Origin of the sequence: Pusillimonas sp. DMV24BSW_D, from assembly GCF_011388195.1 — a bacterium.
In the GTDB taxonomy this organism is placed as follows: Bacteria; Pseudomonadota; Gammaproteobacteria; order Burkholderiales; family Burkholderiaceae_B; genus Neopusillimonas; species Neopusillimonas aestuarii.
The window spans coordinates 990,937-1,017,032 of sequence record NZ_CP049990.1; the positions used below are offsets into that span (position 1 = coordinate 990,937).

Below are 26,096 nucleotides of genomic sequence, written 5' to 3' on the forward strand. Positions count from 1 at the left end.
AAGGATTACGCAGGAGGTTGCCAGTTTTCTGCTTTTTCGCGGATTGGGTCGGTACGGAAGGTGTCATTGAAGTTGGCGCCGTCCCATATGGTTTTTTCTTCGGAAAGTTTATGCAGGTTGCATAATTTGATGGTGGCATTTCTAAAGCTGGCTTCGTCTATCGACGCATGTGAAAAATCGCATAGTTCAAGTTGCGCGCCATCCCAGATAGATTGTTGGGCTTGCACCCCCACCATGGGCGTGACATGCCAGGAACTGTTGCCTGCTCGGGTCTGTATTAATTTGGCGTGTGAGAAGTCGCAGATTTCAAATGAACTGCCGGAGAGATCCGCCGCGGTGAGATCGGCGGCGGCAAAGCTCGTGTTTTCCGCTTTGATATTGCTGAGATTCGCGCCCTTAAGCACCGACATGGAAAACTGTGTTTGCGACATTGAGGCGCCCGAGAAGTTGGCGCCTTGCAGGTTAGCCTCAATAAAGAGTGTCAGCGTCAGGTCGCACTCAGAAAACTGCTGGCCCGACAAATTCGCGTTCATGAGCATGGCCTGGCTCAAGTTGTTTTGTCCGAACACAACGGCACTTAAGTCCGATTCCATCACCATCCAGCGGCTTAAGTCGCTTTCTTTGAAGCTCGTTCCGCTCAGGGAGCACGCATTCATTCGGGCTGTACTTAAATCGGCCTTTTCAAAGACGGCGTTGTCCAGAATGCAGTTATCGAACAGGCTGGCCGAACAATCGGATTCGGCCAGGTTGGCCTGGCTTAAATCGGATTTAATCACCGATGTCGTGGTTAGATTTGCTTTGCTGAAGTTTGCGCCGGCTGCGTTCGTATTGTTAATTGTGGCGCCGATAAATTGCGCCTCATCCAGGTTGGCGCCGCTCAGGTCGCAATCGTCGAATTGTGCCTGTGAGAAGTCGGCACCGGAAAGGTCGGCTCCCCGAAAATTTACTTTGCGAAACTTAATGGTTTGAAAGCCGGTTCCGACCAACGATGCACCGGACAGATCGGCGTCTTCCAAAACGCCGTTAACAATAAGAGACTGAGGAGATGAAGCCATATAGGATACCTTCAAGCGGTTATGGGGTCGCTAACACGGTGTTGTCGAGATTGGCGTTATTGAAGCGGGCGCCGGCGATTTTTGTGTCGACAAAGGTGGCGTTGTACAGATTGCTATTGTCCAGATTCACTGCTTGCAGGTTTGCGTGAATAAACGAGGCCTGCATCAGGTTCGATGCGCTGAGGTCGGCCTGCTCAAGGTCGGAACGATCGAAGCACGCGGAACGCAGGTCTGATTGTGCAAGCCTGGCATGGGTGACGATGCAGTCGGATAAATCCATTTTGCTCGCTTTGATATTCAGCATAGATGCTTCATTCAGGTTGGCGCCTGCCCATGCAGCCGCTTCAAGAATGGCCTGATCGAGTACCGCTTTTTGAAATGAGGTTCCCGGGCCTGCCTGACTGCCACTGAGGTCAGCTTGAGCCAAATTGGCGCCCGCCAGGTTGGCTTGAGAAAAATTGGCTTTGCGTGCAATCGCACCCTGCAGATTAATGCGTTGAACCGATGCGCCGGAAAGATTTGTACCCTCAAGCAGCGCAGCAGGCAACTGGGCGTTGTCGAGGTTGGCTTGGTCCAGTTGAGCTCCCGACGCAATGAGCCGTTCGGCCCGAATGCCTTGCAACCAGGCATGGGAAAGTGTGGCGGCTTGCAGGCTGGTGCTGGAAAGATCAGCGCCCGAAAAATTCGCTTCAGTGCAGTCGCTGCCATCAAGATTTGCGCCGCGTAAAGTACTGCCGACAAAACTGCTTTTCCCCAGGCTGGCTTTAACAAGTTGGCATCCAGACAAATCGGCTGCATCGAAGCGGGTGCTGGTTGCAAACACGCCGTTTAAACACGCGCCTTGCAGTTTGGCGCCCGCCAGGTTGGCTCCCGCCAGCACCGAACCGGAGAAATCCATACCGCTTAAATCCAAGCCGGCCAGGTTGGCGTGTGTCAGGTCTAGATTGACACAAGGGTATCCATTGGCCTGTGCGCTCATGACAAGTTGCCGGTTACGGGCGGCAGCTGCAGCGTCGTGTAATGTTGCGGCTTCATTGCCTTGCGGCGGAGCTGTGGGGGCGTGGGGTGCAGGCTTGGGATAGGGTGTTAAGGCTGCCTTCAAGGCAGGCTGGGGGTCGGCTTTTTCGGTCGCGGTTTCGGGCTCCGCACCTTCCTCTTCCTGGATGACTTTTATCAACCCTTCGATTTCGTTAAAAAAGCCTGTAAGCGATTTACTGCGCTGTGTCATGGCCTGAGCGAACTGGCGGGTTTGCGGATTCGCTTCCAGCATCTCCAGTAATTGATCTTCGCGAATACCCGCCTTCTTCAAAGAACTTTGAAAGTAGTCGCGTTGCTCTCGAACTTTTTGCAGCAAATCCTCGCTGGAGGTTGACTCAAGCGAAGCCTTGAACTCCGGGGAAGTGACGTCGGGGACGTCTTTGAATACCTCGGGTGCCATACCTTTCAGGCAGTTGTTCAAATACAGGTCGACCGGCAAAGGGAGTTCGCCGGGATCTTCAAACTCTGCATAAAACGCGTTGATATCGCGCCCATCGGGGTCAGACACAGCGATACTGGCGCGAAAGGTTAAAACACCCAGCCGCTCTTCAGGTAATAGCCAAACCGTGTCGACATGCACTTTCAGTTCGCGGAACTGTGCACTGCTATCTGGGTCGGACTGGTGCACGAAGAATCGTGGCCGGCTGCGGGGTAATCGACCTTGCAATATGGCATGCTCCGGATGCATATTGTGTATTTCGATTGTTTCACCCCCCGCCCAAAAACCGTCGAGGTGCTGGTCTTGTGATGCGGCCATAAAATAGCGCGCGTCGGTGTCGATAGGAAGATGGGGCCAGCGCGTGTTACGCCAATGCTCGTCTTGTTTGCCAAGGTGGCGCGCACGTTGGGGGTAAGCACTGGGCAGCGGGCCGAATCCCGCGGGCGGTGGTTTGTCGTTCGCCGACAGTATGAGGTGGTCGGGTAATTCAATATTCGGCAACTCGGTAATGCCGCCCTTGTTGCTATAACCTTTGCCGCTTGGGTTGGCGTCGTAACCCTCACCGCCAAATGCATTGGCCAGGGTAATGGGCATGCGATCGAAGGGGGCGGGGGCTGAGATGCCACCGGTGGCGTTGAGTTGGCGGGGGCCAAAAACGGCCAGTCTTTTATTCAAGGCCCCAATTGAAATGCGGGCCGAGACGGGCTGTTGGGTGGTGCCGGCCGGCGGGTAACAGCAGCCGGCGGCGAGAAATTCGGCTTTTGGTTTGGGCCAGCCTTCATCAAGCGTTTCGTCTTTCTGCAACACCTTTGCGGCATGTTCCCAAATAGATGAGAATTCGATCTCTTGTTCTGCGCCCGGCGCGTGAAGAATGAAGGGGACCAGTACGCCGAACGACATGGCGTATTGATCGGGCCCCGGGCTGTAAACACGATGAACCAGTTCGGTGCGACCCGGCTTGATTATTTTGAGTCCGGGCAGGGTTTCATGCATGGGCATTTTATTCGGCATTCAATTGCTCTGTAATGGCGTCGACTCGGTTGCGCGTTGTCATGAGGATGCGATTCAAACGGCTGGTGGTGTCTTTTACCACTTTGAATTTGTCGTTAAGGGCAGTGTCGGTGAGTTGTCTGGCTGTCATTTGGCCTTTCAGTATGCCGACGTCAGTTACGGCTTTTTGAATGTTGCTAAAAGTCAGGCCCGGTGGGCCAGGGTTCAAAACGGTTACGGCATCGCCAAGGGCGAAACCGGTAGCATCGATACGCACTTTCGAGTCACCGAAACTCAAAACGACGCCCGTAGCGTTGATGGTGATATTGTTACCGCCCGTGCCAATGCTGCTTTCGTCTGCCGTCAGGCGCATGACCGAGCCGGTCGGCCCCCCAGCCAGGGCGCTGATGGTGCCATCTCCAACAGATAGACTGTTTTCGTCATTGAATTTAGCCTGGACGCCCGTGTCGATCAGGTTCAAGGCGGGCCCTGCGGCCGTGGTGGAGTTGGCTGTGGTGACATTCAGGAAATGTTGCTGTGCATTAACTGTGTGCGAAGAGAAGCCGGCATTTGTGAGCAGATTGGCTTGAATGCCTGAACCATAGATGCGTGTCACGCCGTCGGCGGAGACTTCCAGCCGGGATCCACCTACGCCGGCATCGCCCGCGTTTCGCGTAAAGCCGAGAATCGACGTGCCGCCGTTCGGTTTGCTGTAGCCCAGGTCGGTGTCAGATGAGCTAAGCTGAACGCTGTTTTCGCTGATAAACACGCCGGATGTCGGGCTGATGGGCGCCATCTTGCGCGTACCCAAAAATACCCCGCCAATGGCGTCCATGGTGAGCACCCCGGCGGGTGAATCGTTTTCCCCCAGTTTGCGCCATTTGGCATATTTCAACAGAAGAAGCGGTGCAATGGTGGCGGCAATTGAGGCGATTGATGTAAGTTGACCCAATGCGATATCGAGCTCGGGTACTTTGACTTCCTCGTCGTGCGGGGTAATGATTTTATGAGCCGTGGCATACGTGACGGCGGCAAGCATGGCCAGTGTTTGAATTGTCAGCAAGGTGAACGTCGCGGTGCGAAGTGTTTTTGCATACGCCACCTGTTCCACACTGGCGCCCACTGTGCCAATGTATGAGTCCATGTAATAGAACTCACCTTCTTTCGCGCTTTCAACCGTGGCGGTTTTAGTGAGCTCGAATTCGGCCGCCAGTTTAGCCTCGAATTTGGAGCCGATGAATGTTTCCGATTGCAGCGCCAATGCAAAATCATTCTTTACGCCAACCGTCACCTCGGTTCTCACGCCGTAAATAACTTCCAGGTCGGACGCGGTGATCAGTTCGGTTTTGCCGGCGCCAAACCAGCTTAACGACTGACCTTCACTAACGTGCGCAATTCCTGTCATGTTTGAGTCCTGTTGGTTGTGAGGTTCTGAAATTAATGGGTTTGCTTCAGCTTATGTTTTTCAAAACGTCAGCCGGGTTGGGGGTGCCCAGGGAGACATCGGCCCCGATGAGTGGGAATGTACCGATATAAACGCATGAACCTTTCGCAGGTGAGAAAAGAGAAACCACCTCGCTACCCGGCTTGTCGACCATGTTCAGTACATTTCCCCGGGACGTGCGTACACCGTTGCACGCCGCATTGGCGTCGCGTACCACGTTGGGGTTTTCTGAGTTCGGGACTGCCCCCACAATAATGGGTTGGTCGGGGTCGCCGCCCACAAAGCTGATCAGTACCTCGGTGCCTTTCAGTAATGGGAAGTGCATACCGTTATTCTTGCCGGCATATGGCGTGGCCATGCGCAGCCACGAAGACCCTTTGTTGGCCGATTTGGCTGAGTAGTCGTAAAGCAATTGCACTTTGTATTGGCCGTACTCATTCAGCTCGGCGTGATCGCCTTCACCCTCGGCATCGATAACAGCGTTAAGAATGCCAGCAATAACCGGCTTCGGCGTGGTGCGCTCCGGTCGAAACTGTTGTGACGCTTCAAGTGCCGTGAATTGACATTCGTATAGGGCGCCTTGCTCATTGTCGTTGTAAGCGGTGTTTTGGCCGGCCAGAATAACGCCTGTTTGAGACCCTTGATGTTGAACCGAGGTGACCCAGTATTTTCCGTTGTAACTGTCGCGGTAATGGTGTGTGACCTCAAGGAAATAACCGCTGCGCACCCCAGCTGCGGGGGCGCTACCGTGGTATGTCGTGCCTTTGCAAGCCAGCTCTTCAGACCTGATTTTGGCCAGTCGTTCAGCGTCGGGCTCGGTTCGGAGGTTGTCGCCGTAATACATGTAGTGGCCACTCTTTCCGCCGGAAACGGCTTGTTCCGATTTCAGGTTGTCGCCCAGGCTGGCTTTGCGGAAGTTGAAATCCTGAACCAGCACGTTGCCGGGGATGTGGGTTTTGCGACACGTGAAGGCGGTAACGCAGTTGTCCTGCCGGTCGGTTTGCACATTCTCGGGCGGTGTATAACGCAAAGAAATGGTTTTCTCAGGTTGGGCCTCTTTGTAGTCGACCATGTTGAGTACCTCACCTACAGAGGCATTGTCGTCGTGGTCGAAAAAATAATAGATCCCCTCGTGTTCCATCCATCGTGAAACGAAATTGAAGTCTGTTTCCTGGTATTGGCAGATAAAGCTGCGTTGTCTGTAGTCGTTTTCATTTTTCAGCGCCAGCTTGATATCCGGCCCTTTCAGGCTGTTGCGATCCAGGATTGAACGGATAATGTCCGGAATCCGGTTTTCGTTCAAATAAACGTCATTCAAAAAAGTGAGGCCCAGTTTCCATAAGCGGGGTACCAGCGTGGCGCGATAAAAATAGTAGTCGTCGACCTGGCCTTCCTGTTCAAACCGGGCAATCATGCCATGGTACGGCGTTGAGCGGGCGTGGTCGCGAGCCCAGATATGCAGCGTGGCCGTGGCGTTCAGTACGTTGTCCAGGTCAACGTTACCTTCAGTCGACACCAAAACAATATCGAATTCAAAGAGGGCGGATACCGCCTCATTGCCGGTGAAGCGAACGACGTCGAATGTGGGAAGGTCTTTACGGCTGAGTTCGAATGTGAACAGTAGCTCTTTTTCTGCGTTGCTAGCCATGGGGAAGTTCCTTTAGTGCGGGGCGCAGGGAGTTACAACACGACTTGTGCGTGTGCTTCGTGAGGCGATTGTGTATCGACCAGCCAGGTGTCGTGGCCCAATGCCGCCCAATTCTTGTTCGGTGCACCCAACTGAATGGGTTGAACTGCACCGCGGCGTAATTGAAGGTCAAGACGTACATTCAGCGGATCGAGTAAATAATAACGGATAATGAATGCCAGCTTATTGAATTCTTCCTGACCCGGGAGCAACTCCAGAAAAGTCGTCTGGTCGATGTCATGGATACGTATTGTGAGGTTGTTGCTGCGGCTGCGTACAATCGCGCCTACATGGCTGTCGTGGCCCAGGGTGCATGCCTGTGAGCCCAACTGTAAGCGTTGGTCGGCTGGAATAGCCTGCCACATCTCGTCTTGCTGAACGACCTCTACGTTTGATTTTGGATAGAGTGCCGCGATAATGGTGCGCAAACCCATCGCCGAGCGCGGATACTGGCTGAATAGCCCTGCAAATCGCAGTAAATGACTGAACCCGGGCTTACTGAGGAAGCGTAAGGGCTCGTTAATACCGACAAAGGTATGGAATATCTCCAGCAGCCGGTGATCGTTGAATTCTTTGATGCGAACGTGCGCGCGCGATTTCAGCCATGCCCGGAAGAACAGCGGGTAAATGGTTTGGCTGATAATGTCGAGGAAGTCACGGTTGCTGTGCCGACCTTCGTGGTGCTCGTCGAGAAGTTGCTCGGAGTAAAAATTGGGTAAAGGCGACGTCACGCCGTACAAACCCAGGAAATTTGCCGTTAAGCGGTAAGTTCCGGGAGCGGTTTCCCTGATGTCGTTGAGGTCTGTGCCTGGAAAGTGTAACGAAAGGCTGGGGCGTATTTTGACATCGGCTTCCGGCCGGCCTTCCTGCAAGGCGGTAAGGCGTAATAAGCGGTAGGCCTGAAAAAACGAGAATCGTTCACTTTGCTGCAGTAAACGACCCTTTATAGCAAGGGCTTTTGTCCCATCCTGATCGGCCATTTAAACTCCGTTCCCGTATTTTTATCTCGAATTTCGAATCGTGTGTAAGAGTTGATGCCTGTATAGCATGACAGGAATCGGTCGAGCACACTGCCCCATAAGTACAACGCGCCTGGGCTTGCCCAGTTTTTCTCCTCGCAAGTCAGCACAACGTGCTGGCCTTGCATCATGGCGCCTCGTACCAAACGGGTTTCACGTGTGACTTGCAGCTCGGCCAAACCATCAATTTGGCGGTCGTTGGCACTGCGTGTCGCCCTATCATGGGTGCAGGTAGAGTTATAGAGTCGCAAAATACCTTTTAAGTTCTCGACCCCAGACAAAGAAAGTAAATTCAGCGTGGTGTGACTGATGACATCCCACAGCAGTTTTTCTCCGCTGGGCGGGTCGATTGAGGCTGTAACCGGTGTGATGTTGCGAAAGGTAAAGCGTTCGGGCGAGGTGCTGGTTGGTTTTGAAATATCGCCCAGTTTGAGTGATTCCGGCAGATACCGGTTTGTGCAGGTTAGGCTGACCGACAGCGTTTCATTTTCAGGGTTGTCGTTCTGGTCGTAAACGACGGACAAATAGGTGTCGATGGTTTCACCCACCAGCGAGGGTCGCATGGATGTGCGATAGCTGGCCTGGCTACGGTCTTTATCGTGCGTTAAGAGAGAGAAGGGCACGTAATCTTTGTTGCGCGCATTGCCCTGCACATATCCGGTGACGGTATCAATAGAGTAGATTTGGAATTGCCGTTTATGCGCGCCACTGGGCAAGACAAGATACTCTGATGTTTCATGATTCAGGTTGATCGGTTCAGCTTCATGCTCGAACAGGTTTACAACCGGTGCGACGTTCAAGGCAAAGTCGCGTGCGGCCAGGTTGGGCAAGGGAACAGGTGATTTATGAAATACAAATTCGATTCGGAATTTGTCCCCTTGCAAGGTACCGCGGCCTTTTGAAATATCGGCGATTTCAAAGAACAAAAACTTTTGGGGGAAAAACAATAATTCCTGCAGCCAGCCGAATGCGGGGAAAGCGTTATCGGGGTAGGGCAACAGAGGTTCATCGAACGCCGGGAAATGTACTTTCGGTGAAAGCACCACGCTTTGACCATGTGCATCGAGCAGGCGAATCGATTTAAGTTGCGTGCCGAGCAACATAAACAGGTTTGCTGCAGACGAGTGTTCTTGTGCCAGGAACAGACGCAGCCGGGGCGGCAAGAGCATGCCGTCTGATTCCTCAGCGGTTTTGAACTGCAGCCAAAGTACCTGATTGCCATCGGAAAGCTGGTCTGATAGAACGGTTTCGAGCGTGACGGGATGGGCGTGAATATCGGCAGTGGTACGAAACTTGCATGAAATGCCGTCGATTGGTGCTGCGCCGATTTCGGTCCCGGTTGGGATGACCGCCGGCTCTGATAGTTGTGTTTTCGGCGTGAATGAAATAAGTGACGCTGCCGGCAGGGGGCGCAGAAACTGCGGTACCAGAACGCTGGCCAGCTCCTGGACGATTTCAGGGAATTCATCGTCGAGCTTTTGCAGCGTAAGGCCATTCAGAAAAGCGACCCCTTCCAGGAGGCGCTCGACGTCGGGGTCGGTTGTGACTGCGCCCAACATGGGGGCGACAGCCGGGTTCGTTTGTGCGAACTCTAAAGAATTGGCTCGCAAGCGTGCGAGCTCAGTTGCGTAGAACCGGTTGAAGCTTGTAGCCATGAATATAGTGGACGGTGCGCCGAAGAGTCACTAATATTGCATGATCCCGCTTGCGGGTGTCAAGGATAAGCACGGTGCAAGGATAGCTTCATGTATAAGATAAGCCTTTTGGAACGACTTTCGGCACTTGAGGAGCCGCTGCTTGTGGCCGGGCGTCCGGTTGACCGCCAATTGCGTGATTCTATTGTGGGGCATTTACGCAAGTTGCTGAATACGCGTGCCGGCTCAGTTCCCATCGATCCAAATTACGGCATGCCCGACATGAGCAATATCGCCGGCTCATTTGCGTTAGGCACAACCGAATCGTTATCGGAGTCGATTATTCGTCAAGTTGTCCGTTATGAAAAAAGGCTGCTGAATCCGAAGATCACAGTTGAAGAAGAAAAGCGGGAAGTCATTACATTACGCTTTGAGCTTAGTGGGCAGGTCGCTTCGGCACAAGAGGGTGACGATATTTTGCAGCCGTTCGCCATGATTATCCGTGTTAACTCGTCAGGTCAGGTTTTTGTGGAACCCAAGGTTGATCGTTGAATATCGTGCACGGCTAAGTTAATCAGCCCTTTCGGCCAAAGGCGGAAAGGGCTGATTGTTTAACGAGGCCGGCTTATGCCGCTGACAGCGACGACATAAGGGACTCTATCCATCCAGGCGGAAGAATGGCCCCGGCATTATGCATCGAAGCGGTCGGCGTTCATGACTTTGGTCCATGTCGCGATAAAGTCTTTCACGAACTTCTCTTTGCTGTCGTCCTGGGCATAGACTTCTGCATAGGCGCGCAATATTGAATTCGAGCCGAACACCAAATCAATGCGGGTGGCGGTCCACTTTACTTCACCTGTTTTGCGATCACATACTTCATACAGGTTGGCGCCTTTGGGTTTCCAACTGTATGCCATGTCGGTTAAATTGACGAAGAAGTCGTTGGTTAACGTGCCTTCGCGATCGGTGAATACGCCGTGCTTGGTGCCGCCGTGGTTGGTCCCCAGCGCACGCATGCCACCCACCAGTACCGTCATTTCGCAGGCGGTCAGGCCAATAAGCTGTGCACGGTCAAGCAACATTTCCTCGGGTTTGACTACGTAGTCTTTCTTGAGCCAGTTACGGAAACCATCGGCGACGGGTTCCAAGGGCTCAAAAGATTCCACGTCGGTCATTTCCTGGGTGGCATCGCCGCGACCCGGCGTAAACGGAACGGTTATGTTGAACCCCGCCGCTTTAGCTGCTTGCTCAACCCCCATATTGCCGGCCAATACGATGACGTCGGCGACGCTGGCGCCGGTATCCGTTGCAATCTTTTCGTAAGCCTTCAAAGCTTTGGCCAGGCGTGCCGGTTCGTTCCCTTCCCAGTCTTTCTGGGGTGCCAAGCGAATGCGGGCACCGTTGGCACCGCCCCGGAAGTCGGAGCCGCGGAAAGTGCGGGCGCTATCCCAAGCGGTGGCGATCATTTCACTTTGGCTCAGACCGCAGTTCTTAATGGCTTCTTTGACAGCATCAATGTTGTAATCGGCGCGACCTTCCGGAATGGGGTCTTGCCAGATCAAATCTTCCTGAGGAACGTCCGGGCCGATATAGCGCGACTTCGGCCCCATATCGCGGTGAATCAGTTTGAACCAGGCACGAGCAAATACATCGTTAAAGTATTCAGGGTCTTTATAGAACCGCTCTGAAATTTTGCGGAACTCCGGGTCCATTTTCAATGCCATGTCGGCGTCGGTCATGATGGGCATTTTGCGAATGGAAGGGTCTTCCACATCCACCGGCATATCCTCTTCCTTGATATCCACCGGCTCCCACTGCCAGGCGCCCGCAGGGCTTTTGGTTGATTTCCATTCGTGGTTCAACAGCATATGAAAGTAACCGTTGTCCCACTTCGTCGGGTGGGTTGTCCAGGCGCCTTCCAGGCCGCTGGTAATGGCATCGCGTCCAACCCCTCGAGGGTTATGGTTCGTCCAACCCATACCTTGGTCTTCGAGATCGGCGCCTTCCGGCGCGGGGCCTAACTTGGCCGCGTCGCCATTGCCGTGGCATTTGCCCACTGTATGGCCCCCTGCTGTCAGGGCGACCGTTTCTTCGTCGTTCATGGCCATACGCTCGAACGTCACGCGAACATCATGTGCTGTTTTCAACGGATCGGGGTTGCCGTCAACGCCTTCGGGATTCACATAGATAAGGCCCATCATGACTGCGGCTAATGGGTTTTCCAGGTCGCGTTCGCCGGAGTAGCGGCTGCCTTCACTGCCGCTGGGCGCCAGCCATTCTTTTTCCGAGCCCCAGTAAATGTCTTTTTCGGGGTGCCAGATGTCTTCGCGCCCAAATGCGAAGCCGAATGTTTTCAGGCCCATGGATTCATAAGCAATATTGCCCGCCAGAATGATGAGATCGGCCCAACTGATTTTATTGCCGTACTTCTTCTTGATAGGCCACAGCAAGCGGCGCGCTTTGTCGAGGCTGGCATTATCGGGCCAGGAGCTTAGGGGAGCGAAGCGTTGATTGCCCGTGCCGCCGCCCCCACGGCCGTCTGCCACGCGATAAGTGCCCGCCGCGTGCCAGGAAAGGCGAATCATCAGGCCGCCATAATGGCCCCAGTCGGCCGGCCACCAATCCTGGCTGTCGGTCATCAGGGCAGTCACGTCTTTTTTCAGGGCGTCAAAATCGAGTTTTTTCAGTTCTTCACGGTAGTTGAAGTTTGGACCCAGCGGATTGGTTTTCGTGTCGTGCTGGTGCAGGATGTCCAGGTTCAATGCTTTGGGCCACCAGTCCATATTGGATTTCTCGGCTGAGGTCAGGCTGCCGTGCATAACCGGGCATTTACCTGCTGAAGTGTTTTCCATCGCTGACTCCTTTGAATAGTGAGTTGACTGGTTGTCGATAGGAGTGGGGGTGCGCTGCATAGGCCACCCCTACTTTGCCCAGTTTACGTGACTTTAATTATGGATTCTTAATTTTGTCTGAAAACACGGGTCAAGTTGTTGACCCGTGTCAAAGTAAAAAGTAACGGTTGGTTAGATTGTCGACAATCAGGTTGTACTTAACAAACCTTCGGACTCAATGAATTGAATAATTTCCTCTACTCCCTTTCCTTTTCCCACACTGCCCATCACAAATGGTCGGTTTCCACGCATACGTTGGGTGTCTTGTTTCATCACTTCTAACGAGGCGCCCACCAGTGGGGCCAAGTCTGTTTTGTTAATAATCAACAGATCCGATTTGGTAATGCCCGGGCCGCCTTTACGAGGAATTTTTTCACCGGCCGAAACATCAATAACGTATAAGGTGAGGTCGGACAGTTCCGGGCTGAAAGTGGCCGCCAAGTTATCGCCGCCCGACTCGATGAACACAATATCGGCATCGGGAAATTGATGCAGCATGCGGTCGATGGCCTCCAGGTTAATGGAAGCATCTTCACGAATCGCGGTGTGGGGGCAACCGCCGGTTTCAACCCCCATGATGCGCTCTGCCGGCAAGGCGCCGGAAAGCGTAAGCAGGCGCTGGTCTTCCTTAGTATAGATATCGTTTGTAATCGCTACGATGTCGTAACGGGTGGACATTTTTTTACACAGCATTTCCAGTAAGGTGGTTTTGCCCGAGCCGACCGGCCCGCCTACGCCGATGCGCAGAGGCGGCAAAGTTTTGCTGCGTTTCTTTGCGGGTTTTGCGTGTTCGGGTGCATTCATAATGGTTTTCCTTATTGGCTTGATGGGTTAAGCATGCGCGATGTAATCAATGTGGCTACGAGCGAAACAAGCGTGAGTATTGGGTTTCGTGGCGTGCGGCCACAATGGCGAATTGCGGGGCAAAGTTATACAGACGCAGTGGTACTTCAGCGGCGCGACGGTGTGCCAGTTCACATACTATGGCCAATGTTTCGCGCAATCGCTCGATCATCCGCTGTCCACTCATTTGGCCCAGCGGTACGCTTTTCATGGCCGCCATGACCTGGTTTTCAAGCCAGGAAAAAAGGTAGGCGGTAAGGCCGGCTTGCGCGCTAATGCCTTGTGCTTCGATCAACCCGGCATGCACGCAGGGAAAACAAGCGGGGTTGAGTCGTTTCATTAAACCCAGGCTTTGTGGTGAGCACCATTCCAGTGATTCGGCCAGCTGTAGTAACGACCACCCCATTTGCTGTGTCTCCTGACGCATTTCCTGGGTTTCGCGTGACGCCATAAACCAGTCGTTTAGTTGATGAATGGTGTGTTCGTCGGCGTTTTGGAATGCGTAGTAAAGGCCCAACCATAGTGGCGCTTCGCCATAACCCAGTACTTGCTCCAGTTGATCTGCGATCCACTGGCTGGCCGTTTCTTCATCGTGTACTAAACCCAGTTCGATGGCCGACTCCAGACCTTGCGAATAGCTGTAGCCGCCAATGGGAAGTGCTGGGGAGGTTAACTGCAATAACGCTGCCAGTTGCTCAGTTGGAGGCGTCATGAGGGTGATGATGGTTGGCTACGTTGGGCGTGTGGGTGTGTTCATGCGCATCATAGGCTGCTTGTGCCAGCGCATAATCTTCATCGAACGTTTCATCATGCCCGTGCTTATGGCCTCCACCATAGGCGCCGGTTTCACGTGAAAAGGGTGCCTGTACTTGTGTGGTGGATACTCCTGGGATTCGATTAAGCATGGCCTCCAGTACCGGATCGTATTCCAGTTTCAGGTGATCGGCCTGAATTTCCAACGCGACATGCCGGTTGCCTAGATGATAGGCGGCACGCATTAAGTTCAGCGCTGTATCGGCGCAAACTCGCAGCACATGTTCCTGTGCGGCTTTGATCAGAATGTATTGGCCTTGTTTGTTGCTGAGTAAGTCACCGTCGTTCAATAGGGTGCCTTGTGGAAGAACAATGCCAATGTCGGTGCCGTTTTCAAGAGTGGCTTTCTGGCGGCTGCGTCGGCGCATCTGTAGTGGCAAAGTGAGCGTTAACGCGTTGGCGGGCAGTTTTTCCTGTGGCGTGTCGCGAAGTAGTATTCGATCGAAGATATACATGATGAGTGTTTCCTGTTGGCCCTTAAGACATGTGGTCGTGGTGTATTGCGCTGCGGGTTGTTCGGAAGGAGGTCAGAACAAGAAATAACGTTGCGCCATCGGCAAGGTTTTGGCCGGCTCGCAGGTTAGCCACTCACCATCGGCCATCACTTGATACGTTTGTGGGTCCACTTTTATCTCCGGCATCCAGTTATTCAGAACCATGTCTTGCTTGCCAATGGTGCGGCAGCCGGATACCGCCTCCAGTGTTTTGTTCAGACCCAGGTCTAGCAGTTCAGGGCTGTTCGAAGCGCTTTGCGACACAAAGGTTAAGGAGGTTTTTAAAGCAAGGCCGAAGCTGCCGAACATGGGGCGAAAATGAACGGGTTGCGGGGTGGAAATGGATGCCCCCGGATCTCCCATATAAGCACCGGCAATCATGCCGCCTTTCAATATCAGACTGGGTTTCACGCCAAAGAAGGCTGGGCGCCACAACACAATATCGGCCAGCTTCCCAGGCTCAAGCGAACCCACTTTGTGCGAGATGCCTTGGGCAATAGCCGGGTTAATTGTGTACTTGGCTACATAGCGTTTAATACGGTTGTTATCGGCGTATGAAGTATCGCCTTGAAGCGCGCCGCGTTGAATTTTCATTTTGTCGGCCGTTTGCCAGGTACGGCAAATGACCTCGCCCACACGTCCCATGGCCTGAGAGTCTGAACTCATGATCGAGAATGCGCCCATGTCGTGCAAGACATCTTCCGCCGCGATGGTTTCGCGGCGGATGCGGCTTTCTGCAAACGCGATGTCTTCCGCTATGGACGGATCGAGATGATGGCACACCATGAGCATGTCGAGGTGCTCGTCTATGGTGTTCACCGTGAACGGCATGGTGGGGTTGGTTGAAGACGGCAGAATATTGGGCATGCCCGCCGCGCGGATAATGTCGGGTGCATGGCCACCGCCCGCGCCTTCGGTATGGTAAGCGTGAATTGTGCGGCCTTTGAAGGCACGGAAGGTGTCTTCAACGAATCCTGCTTCATTCAGGGTATCGCTATGAATGGCAACCTGGACATCCATTGTTTCCGCTACATCCAGGCAGTTTGAAATGGCCGCCGGCGTCGTGCCCCAGTCTTCATGCAATTTCAGCCCCATCGCTCCGGCTTGTACTTGTTCTATTAAAGGTTCGGGCCGACTGCTATTGCCTTTACCTAAAAAGCCCAGGTTCATGGGGAAGGCGTCGGCTGCCGCCAGCATCGAACGGATATGCCAGGGGCCGGGTGTGCACGTGGTGGCCAGCGTACCGGTGGCTGGGCCCGTACCACCACCAATCATGGTTGTGACCCCGCTGGCCAGCGCTTCTTCAATTTGCTGTGGGCAAATAAAATGAATGTGCGCATCGATACCACCGGCGGTGGCAATCATGCCTTCCCCGGCAATTATTTCGGTGCCTGGGCCGATCACGATTGTCACACCCGGTTGAATGTCCGGGTTGCCGGCTTTGCCAATGGCATGAATATGGCCGTTTTTAAGGCCAATGTCGGCTTTAACAATACCGGTGACGGCGTCAATGATCAGGGCGTTGGTGATAACCGTGTCAGCACAATCGGCGCTGGTGCGCTGACTCTGGCCCATGCCATCGCGAATGACTTTGCCACCGCCGAATTTCACCTCTTCGCCGAATACGGTGAAATCGTGTGCGACTTCCGCCAATAGCGTGGTATCGGCCAAACGAACGCGGTCACCCTTTCCATTGAGCGTTGTCGGGCCAAACATCTCGGTGTAGGCCTGTCTATTTATCGTGGGCATTACAGCGCTCCCATTACCTGGTTGTTGAAGCCATAGACATGCCGGGATCCGGCCAAGGCAACCAGCCTCACAGTGCGCCGTTGGCCGGGCTCGAAGCGCACGGCGGTACCGGCTGCGATATTTAAACGAAAGCCATAGGCAGCTTTGCGGTCGAACTGCAATGCTGCGTTCGTTTCGGCAAAATGAAAGTGCGATCCGACTTGTATAGGTCTGTCGCCGGTGTTGATGACATCCACCTGGCAGGTTTCGCGGTCAATGTTGATCGGAATATCGTCTTCGGCAACAAGAATTTCTCCAGGGATCATGTCGTATCTCCTTGTTATGCAAAGCCCAACAGCGTTACGCCGTATGCGGCGACCAGTGCGCCTCCGGTACGGATGGCCCAACTGGCATGCGGTCGCAATGTTTGGCCCGCATAGGTGCCAGCAAAAAGAAGAGCTAATGTGCCAATTAGAAAGCCACCGATGTATCCCATCGCTTGCGCCTGGGCGGGCATGTCGTGGCCGTGTGCAAAGCCATGAAACAGGGCGAAGAAAGCGGTTATGCCAAACGCGATCCAATTGGGCAGGCGAACGGCCGTGGCAACCAGCAAACCGAAGACCAGCAGTGAAAGCAGAATTAAAGGCTCCACGGCCGGCAGGTGCGTTCCTTGCATGCTAAGCACGCTACCGATAAGCATGGCTACCAGGAAGGCTGTTAAGGTGCTTGCCTGTTGCAGGCGGCTTGTCATGGTAAGCGCTACCCATAAGCCTGTCGTTAACATGGCCAGTAAATGGTCGATACCCGTAAAAGGGTGAATCAACCCCATGTAAAACGCATTGTGTGTCAGATCGTTCGCATGGCCTGGGTGTGCGAGCGCCCAGACGGGCGCAAAGATTGAAACTGTTGCAAAGATGAAATGCCACTTCGTCGTGTGGGGCTTGTTTATTAAAGTCTGGTTTGCTTGTTGCATGCGAGCTCCTTGGCGTGCTTACACAATGGGGTTGTGCACCGTAATTAGTTTGGTGCCGTCAGGAAATGTGGCTTCAACCTGCACTTCAGTCAGCATTTCAGGAACGCCGTCCATTACCTCGTTGCGTGTCAACAAAGTCGTGCCATAGTGCATCAGGTCGCTTACCGTTCTACCGTCTCGTGCGCCTTCCATCAGGCTTGCCGAGATCAAGGCCATGGCTTCCGGGTAGTTCAGTTTTAGTTTGCGTGCCTTTCGTCGCTCTGCTAGTAACGCGGCAGTAAAGATAAGTAGCTTGTCTTTTTCACGAGGGGTCAGTTCCATTGTCTGCTCCGGTTGGGTTTATTAAGTGGCCCATAAACGAATAGGCGTTGCCGCCACGTTCAGGATCAGGGGGCGCAACTGCGACCATAATTCGATGAGTAATGCGCGAACTTCTTGCGCGTGTTTGCCCAGCACGCGAACAAGGGAAAGTGCCTGGTTATTGGCTCTTGGAATTTGGGTAAAGCCGGCGCGAAGTGAGTCGTGCCATGGCAGCGACAGACTGATTTCTTCGCAGGTGAGGTCAGCTAACTTTGGGCCGAAAGCCCATAACGTTGCGGTAACCGGAAAGGCGCCCATACCGCTTTGGCATAGGCGTAAAGGGTGCCCCGCGTATAAGTGGCCCGTATCAACCCACAGTAAGCGGTCGTCAAGTGTCAGGCGCAAGTCCATGGTTAGTTGGCCGCGCTGCCAATGTTCGTTGGTACACACACTGCCTAGTTGAACAATCTCCCAGCCGATCATACGAGCGCCGCTTTGCAGTGCGATGGTTGTCTGTGTTGTCGCGTCAGCGTCTTCGAAGATGATGTTTTCCTGAGGCAGCCAGTCAAGTTTGGCATTCTCTTGAACTTTGAGTGTGACGTATTGTGCGGAGGCTTTGCCGTTTGCTTTGTACCAACGCGTTGCGCCGGGGGTGTTGATGACGGCATGTGCATGTGCATGAACCTGAATGTCGATGGTTAAATGATCCCCGCCTGCAATGCCGGAAGGAGGGTGCAGGATCGATGCATGACAGGTATGCGTGTTTTCGGGATACAGTGCTTTTTGCACCAGTAAAGGGCCTTCGTGCTTCTTATGGCTCAGTACCGTTTTATCGGCATAACCCGATTTAAATTCAAGTTCCAGGCGAGCAAGCCAGTTTTGCATAATGGATACGACTATCGCGTTTTTGCATTGTGATTGTGCAGTGTGGCGCAGGTGCGTTTGAGTTTTTTATACTGTTGACTTAGCAAGTTCTGTGCCAACGTTTGGCGAGAAGTGAACTCACAATGATGGGTATGGTCGAATGCTGTGCACCAATTTCGGGCAGCGATTGCATTCAGGTGCGTGTTCGCACCGTAATTGTGCAATTATTCATTTTGGCTTTTTATTGTTAAGAAGGATTCCTATGAAAAAGCGACTGGCTTTTCTTGCCACTCTTCTTGTTGCTTCAATGGCGCATGCGAATGACGCATCTCTTACCGTTTATCAAGATCCCAACTGTGGTTGCTGCACGGGTTGGGCAGAACACATGCGGGAGTCCGGTTTCGAGGTGAAGCAAATAAAAACGCGCGATATGGTTTCCGTGAAGGAAAAGCTGGGCGTACCGGTAAAACTGGGTTCATGCCACACGGCGGTCATGGACGAAACGGGCCAGGTGGTTGAAGGGCACGTGCCGGCTAATGTGGTACGTAAACTGCTGGCCACCCCGGCGATGAAGGGAGTAGCGGCCCCCGGTATGCCGACGAATGCGCCGGGCATGGGTGCGCTAAACGGTAATTTGGTCACGGTTGATTTTCAGGGGCGCCCATTTTCGCGTGATTAATCAACATTGTTGGTTTCGTACCCCAGCGTTGGCTTTATCCATGGTTGATTTTTAAGTTTGTTCGATAAAAAATCTATCAGTGCACGCACTTTTGGAAGCAAGAAACGACGTGTGGGGTAAACCGCATATATATCAAGTGTCGGGCACTGATATTCAGTTAATAGGGGAACCAGTTCCCCTTTGTCCAAAGCTTCTGCCACTAAAAAAGAAGGTTGCAGAACAATGCCGTTTCCCGCGATTGCGGCAGCAACGCAGGTGTCCCCGTTGTTCGACCAGAGACGAGGCTGTACTTTCACCACGGCGGGGCCATCCGGGCCGGTAAATGACCATTGGTCTCCGGTTGTAAACAGGCTGTAGCTTAAGGTCTGATGCTGGGTGAGATCAGCAGGCTGCTGTGGTTCACCATGTTTGGCAACATAGGCGGGCGATGCACACAAAATTAATGGTGTGCTGGTCAATTTGCGCGAGACAAGTGAGGAGTCGGGTAAACGCGCGATTCGCACAGCCAAATCGAATCCCTCTTCCACAATGTCGGTAACGCGATCAGTGAGCTGGATGTCCAGCGTGACGTTAGGATGGGCGGCTATGAACTCACCCCATAAAGGAGTCAAGTGTTTTATTCCAAAACTTACCGGAATACTGACTTTTAATAGTCCAATAGCGACATCGCTTTGCGTGACAATTTCTGCTTCCGACTCTTCAATCCGAGACAAAATTTCACGACAGCGCGCCAGGAAAATTTCGCCCTCTCGAGTTAATGAAAGTCGTCGGTTGTGCGATGAATAAGTCTGACGCCCAAGCGATGTTCCATCTCGGAGACGTAGCGCGATACGGCGGCTTTTGAGAAACCAAGTTGGTTTGCCGCAGCCACAAAACTTCCCGCTTCGGTTACGTGAACAAAAACACGCATTTCCTGGAACTTGTCCATTGTCTCTTATTTATAAACAATCTATTTCAAAAATCTCAGTTTATCTATCATTATTGGAACAGTATAGTGGGCCTCAACGAAACATTTAAATCACTTTCTACATTTACGAGGTCAGTATGTCAGTTACTTCAGATATTCAAAACACGTTTAGCCGACGGATTTTACAAACCGAGCAGCGTTGGGCGCCGCTTGTGTTGCGCGTGGTGGCCGGCGTAATTTTTTTCGCACATGGCGCGCAAAAGCTGTTTGGTTGGTTCGGTGGGTACGGCCTAACAGGCACCGGGCAATTTATGGATTCTTTAGGTTTGTCGCCAGGTTACGCAATGGCGTTGCTTGCGGGAAGTGCTGAGTTCTTTGGCGGGTTGGCGCTGATAATTGGACTGCTGGTAAGGCCGGTATCGGTGATTTTGGCAGTAACAATGGTGGTCGCTATTTTGAGCGTTCACATTGGAAACGGTTTGTTTATGTCGAACAATGGTTATGAGTTTGCTTTAGCTTTGTTGGCAATGACCGTCTCGTTATTGCTCTCGGGGGCGGGCAAGCTGGGTCTAGATGGTGTTTTATCTCGATCAAGATAATCGTGCGAACCCGCTCATCATCCTCCACCACTAAGTTAGTTTCAGTGTCTCCGGATGCTGTCATTCAGTGCATCTGGGGTAGTTTTTAATTCGGCACTCCATTAAGCAATCTTACAAATATGTATTTTTTTCAATAAAAAAAAATGGCCCTCATTTCTGAGGGCCATTTTGCTGCGGAAATCCGCATAAATACTTGGTGCCGGCTAACGGATTCGAACTGTTGACCTTCGCATTACAAGTGCGCTGCTCTACCAACTGAGCTAAGCCGGCTAAAGACCATAATTCTACTATTTTTTTTGAGTGCTTGCTTGGTTAGAACTTGGGAAATTCGCCGTCGCCGCCGGCCAGCCAGTTACGGCCTCGGCGATACAGGTCGTCAACCTCCGGCCCCGTTAGCATAGGCATGTCCATTTTCACGTTGTAGCCAATGCGCGTTTGGATATAAGCCAAATGGCGATAACCGGCAGGCATTTTCGCCAGAGCGTCTTGGTCGAGCTTTAACACAGCAGCAGGGTCCAGCGGGTCGATGCGATCTTTTTCGTATATGGGCTGACGGTGTAATACCTTCCATTCCCCTTCATGTTTCACCATGAAGTCGTAGAAGCGGCCCGTACATACCACATCGCACAATACACCTTCTACATCACCGCGCTGGGAAATCGTCATTTTCGTTTGCGAAATTGCGCGGTCGCCGTTGATGTCGACGGCCGAGCCACCCAAAAAGTGCAAAATACTCACGCCTTTTTTCCAGCCTTCCTGGGTGACGCGAATGAAGTCTTTGTGGTGACCCTGGAACCAGGTGGCCATCATAACGCCGTCGGGGTGCCAGACGGAGGCGAAGCGTTCCCAGTCGCCGGCATCGCGCCATACGGCCCAACGTTCAACGGTTTGACGAATAAGAAGCTCTTCCTGCAAGCTATTGCTCATTGTGTCTCCAATTTCTATGTTTTTGGTTGTGTTACTTGACGATGGTTAAACGTGGCCGCTTAGGATCGTCATCCGGACCGTCGTCTTTGTGATCAGTGACAGGTGTTGCTTTTGTTTCACCTGTGTTGTCAACAGTTTCCTCGACGCTGCCGGGGTAAGGGGCCGAAGGTTCCACTTCGAACCCCATGCCGGCCCCGGTTTCCCGTGAATAAATGGCGGCAACTGCAGAAACCGGAACAAAAATATGTTCCGTTACCCCGCTGAAGCGTGCCTGAAATTCAATATATTCGTTACCCAAGACCAACGCATTGGTGGCCAATGTACCGATGTTCAAGGTAATTTGACCGTCGTGAATATGCGCTTTGGGCACAACTGTATTGGCGTCGACTGAGACGACAATTTGTGGCGTATAACCGTTGTCGGTGCACCATTCGTGTAGTGCGCGGATTAAATAGGGTTTGGTCGACGTTTCAGGCATAACTTTTTAACGGCGCATAACCTTTTCCGACGGGGTCAGTGCTTCTATGTACGCAGGTCGCGAAAAGATGCGTTCAGCATATTTCTGGATGGGGGCGGCGTTCTTGGGTAATTCTATACCGTAATGATCGAGGCGCCATAACAAAGGGGCAATGGCGACGTCGAGCATCGAAAACTCTTCGCCCAGCATGAACTTGTTCTTGATGAGCAACGGCGCCAATTGCGAAAGCCGCTCGCGAATATTCTGACGTGCATTCTCCAGGACTTTTTCGTCGGCGGGAGCACGGTTTTCCAGCGTTGAAACATGGATGAACAATTCTTTTTCGAAATTGAACAAGAACAAACGAGTACGTGCGCGCATGACCGGGTCGGCCGGCATGAGCTGGGGGTGCGGAAAGCGTTCGTCGATGTATTCGTTAATGATGTTGGATTCGTAAAGCACCAAATCGCGTTCGACCAGAATAGGCACCTGGCCGTAGGGATTCATGACCGAAATATCTTCGGGTTTGTTGTAGAGATCGATGTCACGGATTTCGAAGTCCATGCCTTTTTCGAACAGCACGAAGCGGCAGCGTTGTGAAAAAGGGCAAGTCGTTCCGGAGTAAAGCACCATCATGGCGAGGATTCCCCTCTAAAAAAATACGAGCTTAAAAAGACTGCTCAGAAAAGGGAAATAGGCGTACCCAATTCAGTTACGCCTATTTTCCCATTAAGCCGGCTAAGGCGCCGGGTGGCAAACCGTGTTTGCCGTGTTTACTTCACATGCTTCCAGTAGGCGGCGTTCAAACGCCAGGCCACGACCAGGAACAGACCGAGGAACAGGAGGACCCAGACCCCAATTTTCTTGCGTAAAAGCTGGTCGGGTTCGGCCATCCAGCCCAGGAAGTTAGCCAGGTCGGCGACGTCGTTGTCGTATTGAGCCTGTTGTGCGGCACTGGGTGCTTCAAAGATGTGATCAACCACTTCTCCGCCCAAGTAGTTCTCAACCGGTTTCGATTCGGTTTCAGAGAAACCTTGTGCGTCGTAACGGGTTGTTTTGTGTTCCCAGCTTGTCTTGCCGTCTTCCGTCACCTGGTGGATCTCGGTTTTGATGTATTCGATGGGACCTTGACGTTCCCATAATACATTAGGCATTGCCACACTTGGAAATACGGCGTTGTTCCAGCCGGATAGTTTTGAGGTGTCGCGGTAGAACGTGCGCAGGAAGGTGTACACGTAGTCAACACCTGATGGCCCCAGGTTGGTGGATTTTGCGCGGGCAATAACGGACAGGTCGGGCGGATAGGCGCCGAACCAGGCCGTACCATCGGATTTACGCATGGCGACGTTCATAAGGTCGCCCACCTTGTCGCTGGTAAACAGCAGGTTCTTCTTGATTTCGTCGTCGGTGAGCCCGATGTCGTTCAATCGGTTGTACCGCATGGAGCTTGCGCTGTGGCAGTTCAAACAATAGTTGACGAAGAGCTTGGCCCCATTTTGTAACGAGGCCATGTTGTTGATTCGATCAGGTGCATGGTCGAGCTCATACGAGCTTCCGGCAGCAACCGCGACGGAACAGGTAAGAGTAAGAGCCAAGGCACCAAGCAGCTTTTTAATCATAATCTTTCCGTGAGTGTAGGCTTAGTGAGCGTTAAACGTAATGCGATCCGGCACGGGCTTGAACGTGCCAAGACGGCTCCACACAGGCATCAGCAGGAAAAAGCCCAGGTAAATCAGTGTGCCGATCTGGCTCATGATATTGAAAACCGGACTGGGGGCTTGCGTGCCCAGATAACCCAACACCAGAAAGTTGACGATGAAAATACCGTACAAGTATTTATGCCATGTGGGGCGATAGCGGATTGAGCGCACCGGCGAGTGGTCCAGCCAAGGCAGGAAGAACAGAATCACCACTGCGCCACCCATGGCGACGACACCCCAGAATTTTGCGTCGATGGTGCGAAGTAAAACCGCAACCACAAGCAGAATAACTGGGACTGCAATACGCCAGATGCCGCGCAGGTTGCCTTTCAGGAACAAGGCGATGGCACCCAAGACCGATGCGCCGGCCAAAACCCAGGTGAAGTCATCGGTAATGGCACGCAGCATGGAATAGAAAGGCGTGAAATACCAAACTGGTGCAATGTGCGCCGGCGTTTTCAGGGGGTCGGCTGGAATGAAGTTGTTGTATTCCAGGAAATACCCGCCCATTTCGGGGGCGAAAAATACGATAAAGGCGAACACAATGAGGAACCCGGCAACGCCCATAATGTCATGGACGGAGTAGTACGGGTGGAACGGGATACCGTCGAGCGGACGACCTTTGCTGTCTTTAGGCCCTTCCTTGATTTCGACGCCGTCTGGGTTGTTCGAGCCCACTTCATGCAACGCGATGATGTGTGCAACGACCAGGCCGATCAGTACCAGAGGGACTGCAATAACGTGGAAAGCGAAGAAGCGGTTCAGGGTGGCGTCGGAAACCACGTAGTCGCCGCGGATCCAGATAGCCAGTTCAGGCCCGATAAAGGGAATGGCCGAGAACAGATTCACGATAACCTGAGCGCCCCAGTAAGACATTTGACCCCAGGGCAACAGGTAGCCCATGAAGGCTTCAGCCATGAGGCACAGGAAAATGGCGACGCCGAAGATCCAGACCAGTTCCCGGGGCTTGCGATAAGAGCCGTAGAAAAGGCCGCGCAGCATGTGCAGATAAACCACCACAAAGAACATGGAGGCACCGGTGGAGTGCATGTAGCGGATGAGCCAGCCGTAGGGCACTTCACGCATGATGAATTCAACCGAGTTGAAAGCCAGCGCGGCATCGGGTTTGTAATTCATGACCAGGAAAATGCCGGTCACAATCTGGATAACCAGCACGAGCAGCGCAAGGGACCCAAAGAAATACCAGAAATTGAAGTTCTTGGGCGCATAGTATTCCGACATGTGCTCTTTGAAGAGTTTCGTAAGCGGGAAACGCTTATCGATCCATCCTAAAAGCCCTGTCGTTTCGACGGTTTTGTCACCAGCCATGGAAACGGTTCCTTTAATCTAACTGTGGCGTCTGTATTGTGTATGGAATAAAGCTTTAAGCCTTGTTGTCGTCATCGACACCGATGATGACACTGCTGCCGTCGGCCGAAAATTGGTACGGCGGCACTTCCAGGTTATCGGGCGCCGGTTTGTTCTTGTAAACACGGCCGGCCAGGTCGAATGTGGAACCATGGCAGGGGCAGAAGAAACCGCCTTCCCAGTCTGCAGGCAGCCCTGGACCCGGTTCCGCAGCCAATTCAGGCGTAGGTGAACAGCCCAAATGCGTGCAGATGCCAACGGCAACGAAAAGCTCAGGCTTGCGCGAGCGGTACTCGTTTTGCGCGTACGGCGGTGTGAAGCCGGGGCGTTCCGAGTTGGGGTCGGCCAGTTGACTGTCGTTGTTTTTAAGTTCTTCGACCTGCTGTTCAGTGCGGTGAAGAATCCAGACGGGCTTGCCGCGCCATTCAACGGTGCGCATTTCGCCCGGTTTAATGGACGAGACGTCGACCTCAACGGGCGCGCCTGCCGCACGGGCTTTTTCCGAGGGTGCGAAGCTGCCCACAAAAGGTACAGCAGTGGCGACACCGGCAATACCCCCTGCGGCACAGGCGGTGGTCACCCAAAGACGGCGCGACGGATCAGGCGGAAGGTTGCTTAAATCAACCGTTTCAGCCCCGTCGTGCTGTGACTTATCCTGACTCATTCTTGTATCCTTAATTCATGCCTTACATAAGGCAATAAATTCAACATTTTTACCGTATTGAATATTCTACCAACCGCGTATTATAGCGTTAGCCCGATGTCGGGTGAATTCCTGGGAGAGAATAATGAGTAATGGGAAAGGGTTTATTGCCGAGTTCAAGGCATTTGCGGTGCGGGGAAACATGATTGACTTGGCCGTTGGGGTCATCATTGGCGCCGCATTCGGGAAGATTATCGATTCGCTGGTCAAAGACGTCATCATGCCGGTCATTAGTCTGATCCTGGGCGGCAAAGTTGATTTTGCGAACATGTTCTGGGTGTTGAGCGAGCCGCAAGGGTATGCCGGGCCAAGAACTTACGACGCGCTGGCGGAAGCAGGGGCGAACTTACTGGCCTGGGGTAACTTCATTACCATTCTGATCAACTTCGTGTTGTTGGCGTTGGTTGTGTTTATGTTGGTCAAAATGACCAACAAGGCACGCGCTGCAATGAACAAGCCGGAGGAAAAGGCCCCGGCGGCACCGGCTCCTCCTCCGGAAGACGTGGCGTTATTGCGTGAAATTCGTGACTTACTGAAGAAATAA

General features: G+C 52.9%; 27 protein-coding genes and 1 tRNA gene. 4 read left to right on the forward strand and 24 right to left on the reverse strand.

Annotated elements, in window-relative coordinates:
* Positions 1-5: 5 nt before the first annotated feature.
* From G9Q38_RS04765 to tssF, 6 genes are read right to left on the reverse strand one after another with little or no spacing between them, the layout of a single operon-like run.
* Entirely contained in the window at positions 6-1,055 is a 1,050-nt protein-coding gene (locus G9Q38_RS04765; protein WP_166128325.1) for a pentapeptide repeat-containing protein, read from the reverse strand.
* Between the two features lie 19 nt (positions 1,056-1,074).
* Positions 1,075-3,543 (reverse strand): DUF2169 family type VI secretion system accessory protein, encoded by a 2,469-nt coding sequence (locus G9Q38_RS04770; protein ID WP_166128328.1) that lies wholly within the window; start codon positions 3,541-3,543, stop codon positions 1,075-1,077.
* Positions 3,533-4,927: a hypothetical protein gene (locus G9Q38_RS04775; protein WP_166128332.1), complete on the reverse strand. Its 1,395-nt coding sequence runs from the start codon at positions 4,925-4,927 to the stop codon at positions 3,533-3,535. Before G9Q38_RS04775 ends, G9Q38_RS04770 begins: the two co-directional genes overlap by 11 nt.
* A 46-nt stretch (positions 4,928-4,973) precedes the next feature.
* Positions 4,974-6,614, reverse strand: coding sequence for a type VI secretion system Vgr family protein (locus G9Q38_RS04780; RefSeq protein WP_166128335.1), 1,641 nt, complete (start codon positions 6,612-6,614; stop codon positions 4,974-4,976).
* 32 nt (positions 6,615-6,646) lie between these two features.
* Positions 6,647-7,633: a type VI secretion system baseplate subunit TssG gene (gene tssG / locus G9Q38_RS04785; RefSeq protein ID WP_166128337.1), complete on the reverse strand. Its 987-nt coding sequence runs from the start codon at positions 7,631-7,633 to the stop codon at positions 6,647-6,649.
* On the reverse strand, positions 7,597-9,327 hold the full coding sequence (gene tssF, locus G9Q38_RS04790) for a type VI secretion system baseplate subunit TssF (protein WP_166128342.1): 1,731 nt from the start codon (positions 9,325-9,327) through the stop codon (positions 7,597-7,599). The genes tssG and tssF overlap by 37 nt, the downstream gene beginning before the upstream one ends.
* A 90-nt stretch (positions 9,328-9,417) precedes the next feature.
* Between tssF and tssE the strand changes: the two genes are divergently transcribed.
* Positions 9,418-9,858 (forward strand): type VI secretion system baseplate subunit TssE, encoded by a 441-nt coding sequence (gene tssE / locus G9Q38_RS04795; RefSeq protein WP_166128344.1) that lies wholly within the window; start codon positions 9,418-9,420, stop codon positions 9,856-9,858.
* Between the two features lie 137 nt (positions 9,859-9,995).
* Here the strand turns inward: tssE and katG are convergent, their stop codons facing one another.
* From katG to G9Q38_RS04840, 9 genes are all read right to left on the reverse strand, one after another.
* Positions 9,996-12,158, reverse strand: coding sequence for a catalase/peroxidase HPI (gene katG, locus G9Q38_RS04800; protein WP_166128347.1), 2,163 nt, complete (start codon positions 12,156-12,158; stop codon positions 9,996-9,998).
* Between the two features lie 186 nt (positions 12,159-12,344).
* Complete coding sequence (gene ureG / locus G9Q38_RS04805) at positions 12,345-13,001, reverse strand: urease accessory protein UreG (protein ID WP_166128349.1); 657 nt, start codon at positions 12,999-13,001, stop codon at positions 12,345-12,347.
* 55 nt (positions 13,002-13,056) lie between these two features.
* On the reverse strand, positions 13,057-13,752 hold the full coding sequence (locus tag G9Q38_RS04810; protein ID WP_166128352.1) for an urease accessory protein UreF: 696 nt from the start codon (positions 13,750-13,752) through the stop codon (positions 13,057-13,059).
* Positions 13,736-14,308: an urease accessory protein UreE gene (gene ureE, locus G9Q38_RS04815; RefSeq protein WP_166128355.1), complete on the reverse strand. Its 573-nt coding sequence runs from the start codon at positions 14,306-14,308 to the stop codon at positions 13,736-13,738. Before ureE ends, G9Q38_RS04810 begins: the two co-directional genes overlap by 17 nt.
* Before the next feature lie 72 nt (positions 14,309-14,380).
* Positions 14,381-16,096, reverse strand: a complete 1,716-nt coding sequence (gene ureC / locus G9Q38_RS04820; RefSeq protein WP_166128358.1) for an urease subunit alpha — start codon at positions 16,094-16,096, stop codon at positions 14,381-14,383.
* Entirely contained in the window at positions 16,096-16,401 is a 306-nt protein-coding gene (locus G9Q38_RS04825) for an urease subunit beta (RefSeq protein ID WP_166128360.1), read from the reverse strand. Before G9Q38_RS04825 ends, ureC begins: the two co-directional genes overlap by 1 nt.
* 14 nt (positions 16,402-16,415) lie before the next feature.
* A complete protein-coding gene (locus G9Q38_RS04830; protein ID WP_166128363.1) occupies positions 16,416-17,048 on the reverse strand; it encodes a HupE/UreJ family protein in 633 nt (210 codons plus the stop codon).
* A gap of 18 nt (positions 17,049-17,066) precedes the next feature.
* Positions 17,067-17,369, reverse strand: a complete 303-nt coding sequence (locus tag G9Q38_RS04835; RefSeq protein WP_166128365.1) for an urease subunit gamma — start codon at positions 17,367-17,369, stop codon at positions 17,067-17,069.
* A 21-nt stretch (positions 17,370-17,390) separates the two neighbouring features.
* On the reverse strand, positions 17,391-18,233 hold the full coding sequence (locus G9Q38_RS04840; RefSeq protein ID WP_166128368.1) for an urease accessory protein UreD: 843 nt from the start codon (positions 18,231-18,233) through the stop codon (positions 17,391-17,393).
* Positions 18,234-18,474: 241 nt separating this feature from the next.
* On the opposite strand from G9Q38_RS04840, the gene G9Q38_RS04845 reads away from it, so the two are divergent.
* The gene (locus G9Q38_RS04845) at positions 18,475-18,891 is read left to right on the forward strand and encodes a DUF411 domain-containing protein (RefSeq protein ID WP_166128370.1); all 417 of its coding nucleotides are present in this window, start codon (positions 18,475-18,477) and stop codon (positions 18,889-18,891) included.
* On the opposite strand, the gene G9Q38_RS04850 is transcribed toward G9Q38_RS04845, so the two are convergent.
* Together G9Q38_RS04850 and G9Q38_RS15360 are read right to left on the reverse strand one after the other, a co-directional pair.
* Entirely contained in the window at positions 18,888-19,604 is a 717-nt protein-coding gene (locus tag G9Q38_RS04850; RefSeq protein WP_370523880.1) for a substrate binding domain-containing protein, read from the reverse strand. The genes G9Q38_RS04845 and G9Q38_RS04850 overlap by 4 nt on opposite strands.
* Positions 19,605-19,645: 41 nt before the next feature.
* Entirely contained in the window at positions 19,646-19,819 is a 174-nt protein-coding gene (locus G9Q38_RS15360) for a helix-turn-helix domain-containing protein (protein ID WP_370523881.1), read from the reverse strand.
* A 116-nt stretch (positions 19,820-19,935) separates the two neighbouring features.
* Between G9Q38_RS15360 and G9Q38_RS04855 the strand changes: the two genes are divergently transcribed.
* Positions 19,936-20,397: a DoxX family protein gene (locus G9Q38_RS04855; RefSeq protein ID WP_166128373.1), complete on the forward strand. Its 462-nt coding sequence runs from the start codon at positions 19,936-19,938 to the stop codon at positions 20,395-20,397.
* Between the two features lie 194 nt (positions 20,398-20,591).
* Here the strand turns inward: G9Q38_RS04855 and G9Q38_RS04860 are convergent.
* The 7 genes from G9Q38_RS04860 to petA form a co-directional block, all read right to left on the reverse strand.
* Positions 20,592-20,667, reverse strand: a tRNA-Thr gene (locus G9Q38_RS04860).
* A 42-nt stretch (positions 20,668-20,709) separates the two neighbouring features.
* Positions 20,710-21,324, reverse strand: a complete 615-nt coding sequence (locus G9Q38_RS04865; protein WP_166128376.1) for a nuclear transport factor 2 family protein — start codon at positions 21,322-21,324, stop codon at positions 20,710-20,712.
* Positions 21,325-21,355: 31 nt separating this feature from the next.
* Positions 21,356-21,802 carry a ClpXP protease specificity-enhancing factor gene (locus tag G9Q38_RS04870; protein ID WP_166128379.1) on the reverse strand — a complete coding sequence of 149 codons (447 nt, stop codon included), beginning with the start codon at positions 21,800-21,802 and terminating at the stop codon, positions 21,356-21,358.
* A 6-nt stretch (positions 21,803-21,808) separates the two neighbouring features.
* Entirely contained in the window at positions 21,809-22,417 is a 609-nt protein-coding gene (locus G9Q38_RS04875; protein ID WP_114420419.1) for a glutathione S-transferase N-terminal domain-containing protein, read from the reverse strand.
* 137 nt (positions 22,418-22,554) lie between these two features.
* Positions 22,555-23,400, reverse strand: a complete 846-nt coding sequence (locus G9Q38_RS04880; protein ID WP_166128382.1) for a cytochrome c1 — start codon at positions 23,398-23,400, stop codon at positions 22,555-22,557.
* Positions 23,401-23,421: 21 nt separating this feature from the next.
* Complete coding sequence (locus G9Q38_RS04885; RefSeq protein ID WP_166128385.1) at positions 23,422-24,810, reverse strand: cytochrome b; 1,389 nt, start codon at positions 24,808-24,810, stop codon at positions 23,422-23,424.
* A 55-nt stretch (positions 24,811-24,865) separates the two neighbouring features.
* Entirely contained in the window at positions 24,866-25,513 is a 648-nt protein-coding gene (gene petA, locus G9Q38_RS04890; RefSeq protein WP_166128388.1) for a ubiquinol-cytochrome c reductase iron-sulfur subunit, read from the reverse strand.
* Positions 25,514-25,637: 124 nt separating this feature from the next.
* Here petA and mscL point away from each other — a divergent pair, with 124 nt between their 5' ends.
* On the forward strand, positions 25,638-26,096 hold the full coding sequence (mscL, locus tag G9Q38_RS04895; RefSeq protein ID WP_119442344.1) for a large conductance mechanosensitive channel protein MscL: 459 nt from the start codon (positions 25,638-25,640) through the stop codon (positions 26,094-26,096).